The sequence below is a fragment of the Streptomyces sp. NPDC048436 genome (assembly GCF_043200355.1).
GTDB lineage: Bacteria > Actinomycetota > Actinomycetes > Streptomycetales > Streptomycetaceae > Streptomyces.
Genome location: NZ_JBICXP010000005.1, coordinates 564321 through 576370, shown reverse-complemented (window position 1 = coordinate 576370; position 12050 = coordinate 564321). Strand labels below are relative to the sequence as shown.

At 69.7% G+C, this 12050-nt stretch carries 10 protein-coding genes; 3 read left to right on the top strand and 7 right to left on the bottom strand.

Annotated elements, in window-relative coordinates:
- Positions 1 to 24: 24 nt before the first annotated feature.
- From cpaB to ACGFX9_RS21200, 3 genes are all read right to left on the bottom strand, one after another.
- Positions 25 to 738, bottom strand: a complete 714-nt coding sequence (gene cpaB / locus ACGFX9_RS21210; RefSeq protein ID WP_393473876.1) for a Flp pilus assembly protein CpaB — start codon at positions 736 to 738, stop codon at positions 25 to 27.
- A 106-nt stretch (positions 739 to 844) separates the two neighbouring features.
- The gene (locus ACGFX9_RS21205) at positions 845 to 1738 is read right to left on the bottom strand and encodes a hypothetical protein (protein WP_393473873.1); all 894 of its coding nucleotides are present in this window, start codon (positions 1736 to 1738) and stop codon (positions 845 to 847) included.
- A gap of 201 nt (positions 1739 to 1939) precedes the next feature.
- Positions 1940 to 3271, bottom strand: coding sequence for an Nramp family divalent metal transporter (locus ACGFX9_RS21200; RefSeq protein ID WP_393473871.1), 1332 nt, complete (start codon positions 3269 to 3271; stop codon positions 1940 to 1942).
- 150 nt (positions 3272 to 3421) lie between these two features.
- On the opposite strand from ACGFX9_RS21200, the gene ACGFX9_RS21195 reads away from it, so the two are divergent.
- Positions 3422 to 4765: a M14 family metallopeptidase gene (locus ACGFX9_RS21195; RefSeq protein WP_393473868.1), complete on the top strand. Its 1344-nt coding sequence runs from the start codon at positions 3422 to 3424 to the stop codon at positions 4763 to 4765.
- A 70-nt stretch (positions 4766 to 4835) separates the two neighbouring features.
- Here ACGFX9_RS21195 and ACGFX9_RS21190 read toward each other — a convergent pair whose 3' ends face one another.
- The 4 genes from ACGFX9_RS21190 to ACGFX9_RS21175 form a co-directional block, all read right to left on the bottom strand.
- A complete protein-coding gene (locus ACGFX9_RS21190; RefSeq protein ID WP_393473865.1) occupies positions 4836 to 6326 on the bottom strand; it encodes a GntP family permease in 1491 nt (496 codons plus the stop codon).
- A 165-nt stretch (positions 6327 to 6491) separates the two neighbouring features.
- Positions 6492 to 6911: a RidA family protein gene (locus ACGFX9_RS21185; RefSeq protein ID WP_393473862.1), complete on the bottom strand. Its 420-nt coding sequence runs from the start codon at positions 6909 to 6911 to the stop codon at positions 6492 to 6494.
- 6 nt (positions 6912 to 6917) lie between these two features.
- On the bottom strand, positions 6918 to 7676 hold the full coding sequence (locus ACGFX9_RS21180) for an IclR family transcriptional regulator (protein ID WP_393473859.1): 759 nt from the start codon (positions 7674 to 7676) through the stop codon (positions 6918 to 6920).
- Positions 7673 to 8728, bottom strand: coding sequence for a sugar kinase (locus ACGFX9_RS21175; protein ID WP_393473856.1), 1056 nt, complete (start codon positions 8726 to 8728; stop codon positions 7673 to 7675). Before ACGFX9_RS21175 ends, ACGFX9_RS21180 begins: the two co-directional genes overlap by 4 nt.
- Positions 8729 to 8857: 129 nt before the next feature.
- Between ACGFX9_RS21175 and ACGFX9_RS21170 the strand changes: the two genes are divergently transcribed.
- Both ACGFX9_RS21170 and ACGFX9_RS21165 read left to right on the top strand, forming a co-directional pair.
- Positions 8858 to 10189 carry an amino acid deaminase gene (locus ACGFX9_RS21170; RefSeq protein ID WP_393473851.1) on the top strand — a complete coding sequence of 444 codons (1332 nt, stop codon included), beginning with the start codon at positions 8858 to 8860 and terminating at the stop codon, positions 10187 to 10189.
- A gap of 55 nt (positions 10190 to 10244) precedes the next feature.
- Positions 10245 to 11843, top strand: a complete 1599-nt coding sequence (locus ACGFX9_RS21165) for an amidohydrolase family protein (RefSeq protein ID WP_393473848.1) — start codon at positions 10245 to 10247, stop codon at positions 11841 to 11843.
- The last annotated feature ends 207 nt before the right edge of the window (positions 11844 to 12050 follow it).

The following is a 12050-nucleotide window of genomic DNA, read 5'->3' as shown; positions in this document are numbered from 1 at the left end:
TTGTGCTGCACATCCGCAGGCCCCCTACTTGTCCTCGTCGAGTGTGTAAGTCCGGTCACCCCGCGGGATCGTGGACTCCTCGCCCTGGCCCACCAGGGCGAGCCTGACGTGTGTCGCGAACGACTCGGCGTACGCGACGCGTTGCGCGTCCGCCGTGTCCAGGGCGAACGTGATCGGCACCGCCTCCGTCGCCGTACGGCGGCTGCTGCGGTCGTCCTGGTCGGGCTCCAGCGCCGTCAGCTTGCCCACGTCGATCACCTTCGCGGACTCGACGATGACCTTCGACTGGTCCTTGGCCTTGTCGCTCTCGCCCTTGAAGGTGGCGTAGATGTTGACCGTGGAGCCGGGAGTGATCTTGCCCGCGACGCCGGTCGCCGCGTCGATCATGATGGCGATCTCCTGCTGGCCCGGGTCGAGTTCGGGACGCTTGACGATCATGTCGGTCTGGAGGAGCGAGCCCTTGCGCAGCTCCGTCACCGCGATCTTGCCGCGGACCTCGCTCAGGTCCTTCACCGCGTTCTCCGAGAGCCACCGCTCCGGCATCTCGACCTTCTCGAACTGGTCCGCGCTCAGCTCCTTGTAGGGGGCTATGTCCCCCTTGAGCTTGTACGCCGCCACCTCCGGCCCCACCTTCGAGTTCACGTCCCGGACCACCGAGAGGACGCCGGCGAACGCACCGAACGCGGCCAGGACCGAAAGGACCAGCAGGATGACGCCGCGGCGCTGGCGTGAGTTCATGGACCGGACTACCTCGATCGGGTGCGGACGGCTACGGACAGTGAGCGGTGTGGCGCGCGTTCGGTTGTGGGGTGCGAGCGGTTGTGTACGTCGGAGGTGCGGGGTTCTACGTCGCGCCTCGCGGCAGTGCGCGTACCGCGTGAGCAGGCGCGGGCGCCGGGCGTTCGGGGGGCGCCGTCAGCGGCGCCGAGCAGAAGCCGCAGCGGTCGCCGATGAGTTCGAGGCCGCACCAGTGGCAGTCGTCCCGGCGGACGGACGTGACGAGTTGGTAGAGGACGGAGATGTCGGGGATCGCCGCGGCGAACTCGACGAGCTTGCCCGTCGCCCACCAGCGCGCGGACTCCCCGGGCAGCCGCGCCTCCGTCACCTCCTGGGCCTGCCACGCGGGGGCGAGCGTCCCGGTGACCCAGTCCGGGGACAGTTGGCCGGTGGCGTACAGCATCTTCGTACCGAACTGGGGGGCCGGGAGCACCGCGTCGCCCGTCACCTTGATCAGTTCGGGGCGCGGGGTGGCGAGTACGGCGAACTGGGTGCCCGGCATCCACGACTTTGCGTGGGACTGCAGGGTGACCGGGACGCGGTCGAGCTTCGCCACCGAGCCGAGCAGCGCGCCCGCGTGGATGTAGTGGGACAGGAGCCGGGCCGACGAGGCGAGCACTCCGGGGCTGAAGTCGCAGATGGAGAGCTGGCGCAGCTGGAGGGCGAGGACGGCGAGGCCGAGCGGCGGCAGTTCGGGGCGCAGGATCGCGATGCGGTCGCTCTCCAGGACCGAGCGGATGGCGTGCAGGCGGTGCACGACCGCGGGCGGCGCGGAGGCGGGGCAGAGGACGATCACATAGCCGTGGTGCTCGATGAGCGTGTGCATCTCGGTGAGCGACTGGTCAAGGGAGTACGTCCTTGCCGACCGGACGGCGCTCTGGAGGACGGCCGCCGACGGGGTGTGCCGGTCGGGCGGGGGCAGCACCAGGTCGGGGCCGGTGACGGCTATGGCGGTCGGCATGCGTACACCCCCCGGTCTGCGCGCATTTCGTGCCGGACTCTGCGCACTTCGGCCCGGTCTCCATGCACTTCTGCACTTCTGCACTTGCGCCTCAGCACCATATCCAGGTCGGGGTCACCTCAACACCCAACTTCCCACTGTTCACATTGAGGTTGGCCGGTCGACCGGGGTTCAGGTGACGCCAGAGGTTTCTCGTACGCGCTAGAAGAAGCTGCTCCAGTCCTGGTCGGTGATCTGCTTGATGCACAGGACCAGGAAGAGCAGTCCCGCGATGGCCAGCATGCCGTTGCTCAGCCAGCCGTTGCGCCATTCCGCGGGCGCGCGCGAGGAGTTGAGCAGCCAGACCAGGGTGAGGGCCAGGAACGGCATGAAGGCCGCGCCCAGGACGCCGTAGAGGATGATGAGCCGGAACGGCTGCCCCTGGAAGAGCAGGATCATCGGCGGGAACGTCAGCCACAGCAGGTAGGCGCGGAACGGCACCGACTTCTCACGGGCGCCGGACGCGACCTCCGCACCGGTCAGGGCCTTCCCGTCGGCGCCCGACCGCTGCTTGCGGTAGCGCTCGACGAAGTCGGCGAACATCAGGCTCACGCCGTGCCACACGCCGATGAGCGAGGTGAACGAGGTGGCGAAGAAGCCGATCAGGAACATCTTGGCGGTGGCGTTGCCGTACTCCTTCTCCAGGATGCCGGAGAGCTGGACGAGGCCCTTGTCGCCGCTGGCGATGGCGATGTTGGAGGAGTGCAGGAGCTCGGCGCCGACGAAGAGCATGGCGACGACGAAGATGCCGGTGGTGACGTACGCGACGCGGTTGTCGAGCCGCATCACCTTCATCCAGCCCGAGTTGGTCCAGCCCTTGGCGTTGACCCAGTAGCCGTACGCGGCCAGGGTGATGGTGCCGCCGACGCCGCCGATGAGGCCGAGCGTGTTGAGGATGGAGTCCTTCTCGTCGGGCAGGACGGGCAGCAGGCCGGCGAAGGCGTCGCCCAGGTGCGGGGTGACGCGGATGGCGAGATAGACGGTGACGACGAACATGATGCCGACGAGCACCGTCATGACCTTCTCGAAGACGGCGTACTTGTTGAACCAGACGAAGACGAGTCCGACGACGCCGGTGAGGATGGCCCACCACTTGAGGTCCATGACGTCGGGGAACAGCGCCTGGAGCGGCAGTCCGGACGACGACATGGCCGCCGCTCCGTAGACGTACCCCCAGATCACCACGTAGACGACGAAGAACCACGTCGTCCAACGGCCCAGGCTCGCCCAGCCGTCGAAGAGGGTGCGTCCCGTCGCCAGGTGCCAGCGGCCCGCCGCCTCGGCGAGCGAGATCTTCACGACGCAGCCGATGACCGCGGCCCACAGCAGGGTGTAGCCGAAGTTGCTGCCCGCGATGAGCGTGGCGACGAGGTCGCCCGCGCCGACGCCGGTCGCGGCGACGACGATTCCGGGGCCGATGTATTTCCAGCTGGACTTGCGGGGCTGGGGAGCCTCGTTTCCCGTTGCAGTGCCACTGCTTGTCGTGTCAGCCATGCCGATCAAGAAACCGTATGCCGGGGGTGTGGCACAAGGGGGTTGGCCGAAGACAGCGTTGACCGGAGCATGCCAGGCACCCACGATGGGGCCGCGCAACCCGCACCGCACGCGTCGCACTGGACCACCCCCCCACCCCCAGGAGACTTCATGCGACTTCGCATACGCGGCAGAAGATCCGCCTCCCTCGCGGTCCTTCTCGCCCTCGCCGTGGCGGCGCCCATCACCGCCAACGCCACCCCTGACTCCACCGCCCGGGCCGCACGCGGCACGGCGGCGGCGGCGGACGGCAACGAAACGCGCCAGTACGAGGTTCCCCTCGGCGACGACCCCGCCGCACGCACCGCGCTCGCCCGCACCGGCGTCGCCATCGACGAGGTCGACGCCCGCGCGGTGGTCGTCTCCGCCGACGGCCGCGAGGCGGCGGAGCTACGGGACGCGGGCTATGAGCTCAAGGCCCTGGCCGGACCCCCCAAGCGTACGAACGGTGAGCCGGTGGAGGCCATGGACTTCCCGCCCGCCGACTCCAAGTACCACAACTACGCCGAGATGAACGCGGAGATCGACCAGCGCATCGCCGCCCACCCGGACATCATGACGAAGAAGGTCATCGGCAAGTCCTACCAGGGCCGCGACATCATCGCCGTGAAGATCAGCGACAACGCCGCCACGGACGAGGCCGAGCCCGAGGTCCTCTTCACCCACCACCAGCACGCGCGCGAGCACCTCACGGTGGAGATGGCGCTGTATCTGCTGCGGGAGTTCGGGGACGACTACGGCACGGACGCGCGCGTCAAGAAGATGGTCGACAGCCGCGAGATCTGGATCGTGCCGGACATGAACCCGGACGGCGGCGAGTACGACATCGCGACCGGCTCCTACCGCAGCTGGCGCAAGAACCGCCAGCCCAACGCCGGTTCGTCGAACGTCGGCACCGACCTGAACCGCAACTGGAACTACAAGTGGGGCTGCTGCGGCGGCTCGTCGAGCTCCACCGGATCGGAGACCTACCGGGGCAAGGCAGGAGAGTCCGCCCCCGAGGTCAAGGTCGTAGCCGACTTCGTACGCAGCCGGATCGTCGGCGGCAAGCAGCAGATCAAGGCCGGGATCGACTTCCACACGTACAGCGAACTGGTCCTGTGGCCCTACGGCTTCACCTACGCGGACACGGCGGCGGGCCTCACCAAGGACGACCGCGACGCGCACGCGGCGGTCGGCGGAAAGATGGCCGCGAGCAACGGCTACACCCCTGAGCAGTCCAGTGACCTCTACATCACGGACGGCACGATCGACGACTGGCTCTGGGGCAACCAGAAGATATTCAGCTACACCTTCGAGATGTATCCGTCCTCGGGCGGCGGCGGCTTCTACCCGCCGGACGAGGTGATCGAGCGGGAGACGGCGCGCAACAGGGACGCGGTGCTCCAGCTCCTGGAGAACGCGGACTGCATGTACCGGTCCATCGGCAAGGAGCAGCAGTACTGCACGAGTTGACGGTCACGGCAGCGCGGCCCCGGGCCCCTGAGGGGGTCCGGGGCCGCGGTGTGCCGCCGCAACGCGGCGCTTACACGAACAGACTCACCACGGCCGCCACCACGAATCCGGCCACGGAGAGCACCGACTCCAGGACCGTCCACGTCTTCAGCGTGTCCCGCTCCGAGATGCCGAAGTACTTCGCCACCATCCAGAAGCCGCCGTCGTTGACGTGCGAGGCGAAGATCGAGCCCGCCGAGATCGCCATGATGACCAGGGCCACGAAGGCCTGGGAGTGGTCGCCCTCGCTCAGCAGCGGGGCCACGATGCCCGCCGTCGTGACGATCGCGACGGTCGCCGAGCCCTGGGCGACGCGAAGCACCAGGGAGAGCAGGTAGGCGAGGACGATGATGGGCAGGCCCACGTCCTGGAAGGTGTCGGAGAGGGCGCCGGCCACGCCGCTCGCCTTGAGGACCGCGCCGAAGATGCCGCCGGCGCCGACCACGAGCAGGATGTTGCCGACCGGCTTGAGGGACGAAGTCGACACCGTCTCAAGGGACTTGCGCGACCAGCCGCGCCGGATGCCGAGCAGGTAGTACGCCATCAGGAGCGCGATCGTCAGCGCCACGAAGGGGCTGCCGAAGAACTCGATGACGCTTCGCAGCGTCGAGGGGTCGAAGGCGATCGACGAGAAGGTCGCCAGGAGGATCAGGAACAGCGGGGTTCCGATGATCGCGAAGACCGTGCCCAGCGGCACCGGCTTCTCGCTCGGCTGCACTCCCGAGGCGCGCTGCTCGGCGACGACCGCCGCCTTCGCCTCCTCGGCCGCCTCCACCATGTCCTGCGGGACGGGTACGAAGATGCGCTTGCCGATCCAGGCGGAGTAGACCCAGGCGGCGAGGACGGCCGGGATGCCGCAGACGATGCCCATCAGGATGACCCAGCCGAGGTCCACGTGCAGGAGCCCGGCCGCGGCCACCGGGCCGGGGTGCGGCGGCAGGAACGCGTGGGTCATGGAGAGACCGGCCAGCAGCGGCAGACAGTAGAGCAGGATCGACTTGCCGCTGCGCTTGGCGGCGGCGTACACGATCGGTGCGAGGACGAAGATGCCGACGTCGAAGAAGACCGGGACGCCGAAGATCAGGCCCGTGAGGCCCATCGCCAGGGGCGCGCGCTTCTCACCGAAGAGACCGAGCAGGCGGGAGGCCAACACCTCTGCGCCACCGGAGACTTCGAGGATCGCGCCGAGCATCGTGCCGAGGCCGATGATGATCGCCACATGGCCGAGGATGCCGCCCATCCCGGACTCGATGACCGAGACCGCGTCGGACTTCTGGACCGTGCCGAAGAGTTCGGTGACGGAGAGACCGGCCGAGAGGCCGACGGCTATGGAGACCGCGAGCAGCGCCACGAAGGGCTGCAGCCTGACCTTGATGATCAGGACGAGCAGAAGCAGGATGCCGAGCGCGGCGACGGTCAGCAGACCGGCCGTGCCGTCGATCAGGGCGAGGATTCCACCCGTGTGGGGTGGCACCTCGGCGGCGGGGGCGGCCGCGAGCGCGGTGAAGGGGGACGGGGACATCGTTGACCTCGTAAGTGCATAGGGCTTTCAGGGCAGGGGGGATCACGGCGCGGCGCCCGAAGGGGGGAGTGGGGGTCCCCCCTGCTCGAGCGAAGCCGAGAGCTTGGGGGAGCCGCGCCGTGAGACGTACGGCTTGCGGGGGTTTGTTCGGTACGGGTGCGCGTGTCAGCCGATGACGGCGAGCGCGTCGATCTCGATGAGCAGACCCTTGGGCAGGCCCACGTAGACCGTGGTGCGGGCCGAGGCGGGGGCCTTGAGGCCCTGCTCCTCGAAGTAGGCGTTGTAGATCTCGTTCATCTCGGCGAAGTGGTCGACGTCCGTGAGGTAGACGCGCATCATCATCACGTCGTCCCAGGTGGCGCCGCCCTCTTCGAGGATGGCCTTGACGTTGGCGAACGTCTGGAGGGTCTGCTCGCGCAGGGTCGGGCCCGCGGGGGTGGGGGCCTTGCCCTCCTCTGCCGGAAGGAAGCCGACCTGGCCCGCGACCTGAAGGATGTTGCCCTTCTTGACGCCGTGGGAGAACTTCGCGGGCGGGGTGGTGTGGGTGGCCGGGGTGAGCGCGGTTTTCACGGTGTTCTCGGTCATGGTCGTTCAGGCTTCCTTGAGGGGTGATTTGCCGGAGTACTCCCGGCTGATGGCGTCCGCCGTACGGCGCACCAGCGGGAGCAGCGTGAGGAGTTCGTCGGCGGTGACGACGACATTCGGCGCTGAGACCGACATGGCGGCGACGACCCGGCCGTCCGCGCCGCGGATGGGGGCCCCGACGCAGTTGATGGACTCCTCGTGGCCACCGAGATCGGTGGCCCAGCCCTGTTCGCGTACGGCGCTGAGTTCCTTGAGGAACGCGGCGGCGTTGGGCGTCGAACGGGACGTGTAGGTGGGGTAGTCGAGCTTCTCCGCGACGGCGCGGCGCTCGGCCTCGGGGAGGTCGGAGAGCAGCAGCTTGGCGACGGCGGCGACCGTGATCGCCACGGGCTTCCCGATGCGGGAGTACATCCGCACCGGGTAGCGGCTCTCGACCTTGTCGATGTAGAGGACTTCCTGCTCCTCGTAGACCGCGAGGTGGACCGTGTGGCCGCACTTCTCGTTGAGCGCGAGGAGGTGGGGGTGCGCGATCTCGCGTACGTCGAGGTTCTCGACGGCCTCCTGGGCGAGCGCGAAGAGCCGGGCGCCGAGGCGGTAGCGCTGGTCGGACTGGCGGTAGACGAGGCCGTGTTCGTGGAGCGTGCGAAGCAGCCGCAGGGCGGTGGACTTGTGCACTTCGAGGCGCTCGGCGACCTGGCCGAGGTCGGCGGGGCCCTCGGCGAGCAGCGGCAGGATGGACAGGGCGCGGTCGACGGTCTGGCTCATGACGTGAGTACCTCCTGCGCGGCCCCGTCGTCGGCTGCGGTCCAGCCGGGGCCGAGGTGCAGTCTCCCCCAGGCAGCCGCGTCGAGGGCGGTGAGACGGTCGGCGTGGTCGCGGGACGGCGGCGTGGCGAGGTCGCCGGGGACGGTGAGGGCGGCGGCGGCCATGAGGTGGCCGTGGCGAAGGCGTTGCCCCACGGGGAGCTTCCGCAGAGTCGCGGACAGGAACCCGGCGGCGAAGGCGTCACCTGCGCCGACGGCCGCGACGACGTCGACGCGGGGTGCGGGCTCCTCGTACCGCGCGCCGCTACTGCCGTAGGCGACAGCGCCGTCCGCTCCCCGCTTGACGACGAGGAGCTGCGGTTCGGGCAGGGCGGCGCGGATCGCCTCGGGGCCGCCGGTGACGCCCCAGGCGTCGGCGGCCTCGTCCTCGCCGACGAAGACGATGTCGGCGCCGCGCGCGAGATCGAGGAGCACCTCCTGACCGCCGTCCGGCCACAGGCCCGGCCGGTAGTTGACGTCGAAGGAGACGCCGTCCGCTCCCGTCGCGGCGTCCGTGAGCGCGCGCAGCAGGTCCAGGCAGTCCGTGGAGAGCGCGGCGGTGATGCCGGACAGGTGCAGGAGGTACCCGGAGCGGAGGGCAGCCTGGTCGAGGTTGGCCGTGGACATCGCGGAGGCGGCCGAGCCCGCCCGGTAGTAGAGGACCTCGTGGGCGTCGGTGTCGCGGTCGTCGGCGGTGCGGAAGTAGATGCCGGTGGGACGGTGCGGGTCACGTCCGACGGACCCGGTGTCCACCCCATAGCGGGCGATCGCCTCGACGAGGTGGTCCCCGAAGCCGTCGGCGCCGACGCGGCTGACCCAGCGGGTGCGGTGCCCGGCCGCCGCGAGCGCGCAGGCGACGTTGGACTCGGCGCCGCCGATTCCGCGCTCGAAGGAGGGGACGTCGGCGAGGCGGCCCGCGCGGGAGGGCAGGAACGTGACCATGGACTCGCCGAGCGCGACGACGTCCACTGCTGCCTGCGCGTCCACTGCTGCCTGCGCGGCCTCTGCGGTCACGATCTTCCTGCCCCTCAACCGTCGGTCCGGATCCGTTGACCCGGCGTTGGCTCGGATGTTAGACAGCAGTAAACGACATACGCAATGACCGTTGCACATCATGCAACGCACCTTTTCGAGGAGGCGCCCATGGCCGCCGACAACGCCGCCGACCGCTCTGCCGGACGCTCTGCGGACCGCTCTGCCGGACGGCTCGCGCGGGAGCTCGACCGGCTCGCCGAAGAGCGGGTCGATCACCGGTTCAAGGGTCTGCCGCCCGAGGCCGAGGGGCTGACGGTCGGTGAGCTCGCGGCTCTGCGCAAGAACCTCTTCACGGACGGCTTCACCACGCCAGTCCTCGCCCTCTCCGCCGAGCGCCTCGAACACAACCTCGCGCTGATGGAGACGTACTCCGAGCGGCACGGCCTCGCCTTCGCCCCGCACGGCAAGACGTCCATGGCGCCACAGCTCTTCGCGCGCCAGCTGGAGCGCGGCGCGTGGGGCATCACCCTCGCCGTGCCGCACCAGGTGCGGGTGGCGCGGGCCTTCGGCATCGAGCGGATCTTCCTCGCCAACGAGCTGGTGGACGCGGCGGCGCTGCGCTGGATCGCGGGCGAGCTGGACGCGGATCCCGCGTTCCGCTTCATCTGTTACGTCGACTCCGTACCGGGCGTGGCCCTGATGGACGCCGCTCTGCGCGAGGCGGGCGCGACGCGTCCCGTCGACGTCGTGGTGGAGCTGGGCGCGGGTGACGGGGCGCGGACCGGGGTGCGTACGGAAGCCGAGTGCGTGGAGATCGCGAACGCGGTCGCGGCGGCGGACACGCTGCGTCTCGTGGGGGTCGCCGGGTACGAGGGCGAGGTGCCGGACGCGACTCCGGAGCGGGTGGAGGCGTGGCTGCGCCGCCTGGTCTCCCTCGCGGTGGAGTTCGACAAGGCGAACCGCTTCGCCGATCTGGACGAGATCGTCGTCAGTGCGGGCGGCAGCGCGTGGTTCGACGCGGTCGCGGACGTCTTCGCGGAGATTCCCGCGCTGTCGGCGCCGGTCCTGAAGCTGCTGCGTTCGGGTGCGTACGTCTCTCACGACGACGGTCACTACCGTCACCTGACGCCGTTCAACCGCGTCCCGGACGAGGGTGCGCTGCATCCGGCGTTCCGGCTGTGGGCGCAGGTGGTGTCCCGGCCTACGCCGGAGCAGGCGTTCGTCAACGCGGGGAAGCGGGACGCGGCGTACGACATCGACCTGCCCGAGGCGCAGGTGGTGCACCGGGGCGGGGTGGACCGGCCCGCGACCGGGGTCACGGTCACCGGGCTCTCCGATCAGCACGGGTGGGTCCGGACGACTCCGGAGGCGGATCTTGCCGTGGGTGACTGGGTGGGGATGGGGCTTTCGCACCCGTGCACGTCCTTCGACAAGTGGCAGCTGATTCCTCTGGTCGAGGCGGACGGCACGGTCACGGACTACGTCCGGACGTATTTCTGACCCTCCCGCCCACCCGATTACCCCGCAGCGTTGAAGCGAAGAGAGAGGCACCCCCATGGACCTGGTGATCCGGGACGCACGTGTCATAGACGGCACCGGAGGTGCCTCCTACCGCGCTGACGTCGGCGTACAGGAGGGGCGGATCACCGAGATCCGCAGGGAGGGCGAAGGCCCCCGGCTCTCGGGGGCCCGGACCCTGGACGCCCAAGGCCTCGCGCTGGCGCCCGGGTTCATCGACATGCACGCCCACAGCGACCTCGCCCTCCTCCGCGACCCGGATCACAGCGCGAAGGCCGCCCAGGGCGTGACCCTGGAAGTCATCGGCCAGGACGGCCTGAGCTACGCCCCCGTCGACGATCGCACCCTCGCCCAGGTCCGTCAGGCCATCACCGGCTGGAACGGCGACGGCAGTGACATCGACTTCGACTGGCGCACGGTCGGCGAGTACCTGGACCGCCTCGACCGGCAGGGCATCGCGGTCAACGCCGCCTACCTCATCCCGCAGGGCACCGTCCGCATGTACGCCTGCGGCTGGGACGACCGCCCCGCCACCCTCGCCGAGATCGACCGCATGAAGCAGCTGGTCGCCGAGGGGATGGAACAGGGCGCCGTCGGCATGTCCTCGGGCCTCACCTACACCCCCGGCATGTACGCCGACGACTCCGAACTCACCGAGCTCTGCAAGGTGGTGGCGCAGTACAGCGGCTACTACTGCCCCCACCACCGCAGTTACGGCGCCGGCGCCCTTCAGGCGTATGAGGAGATGGTCGACCTCACGCGCACCGCGAACTGCCCCCTCCACCTCGCCCACGCCACCATGAACTTCGGCGTGAACAAGGGCAAGGCGCCCGATCTGCTCGCCCTGCTCGACGAGGCGCTCGCGCGCGGCGCGGACATCACCCTCGACACCTACCCCTACACCCCCGGCTGCACGACCCTCGTCGCCATGCTGCCGAGCTGGGCGAGCGAGGGCGGGCCCGACTCGATCCTCGCCCGGCTGAAGGACGACGAGACCGCCGAGAAGATCCGCCACCACATGGAAGTCATCGGCGCCGACGGCTGTCACGGCGTACCGATCGAGTGGGACACGATCGAGGTCTCGGGCGTCTCCGACCCCGGGCTCGCCTCCTGCGTGGGCAAGACGATCGCCGAGTCGGCGGCCCAGCGCGGCGAGGCCCCCTGGATCACCGCGCGCCGCCTCCTCATCAACGACAAGCTGGGCTCGACGATCCTGCAGCACGTGGGCCACGAGGAGAACGTCCAGGCGATCATGCGGCACCGCGTGCACACCGGCGGCAGCGACGGAATCCTCCAGGGCTTCAAGCCGCACCCGCGCGCATACGGAACATTCCCGCAGTATCTCGGCCGCTACGCGCGGGAGTTGGGCGTGATGTCCCTGGAGGAGACCGTCGCGCACCTCACCTCGCGCCCGGCCGCCCGCCTGCGCCTGCCCGACCGGGGTGTCGTACGTGAGGGCTACCGCGCCGACCTGGTCCTGTTCGACCCGGAAACGGTCGCGGCGGGCTCCACCTTCGACGCTCCCCGCACGCTGCCGAGGGGCATCCCGCATGTCCTGATCGACGGCAAGTTCGTCATGGAGGACGGCCGGCGCACGGACGTCCTGGCGGGGCAGTCGGTGCGCCGGACTCCCTAGCGGGCCGGGGGCTCGGCCCGCTAGGGAGCCGGGAGGCTTCGCGGTACCTGCGGCCTTGCTGCGTACCGGGGCCATCCGGTGTCGCGAGGTTGGCGGTTCCGGGCACTCGGGGGTGGCCGCCACGGATGGCGCGGGTTGCACGCGGGTTGCAACAAAGTTCCACGAGAAGGGGCTCTGGGGGCACGATTCCTGGAATTTTGTTGCAAT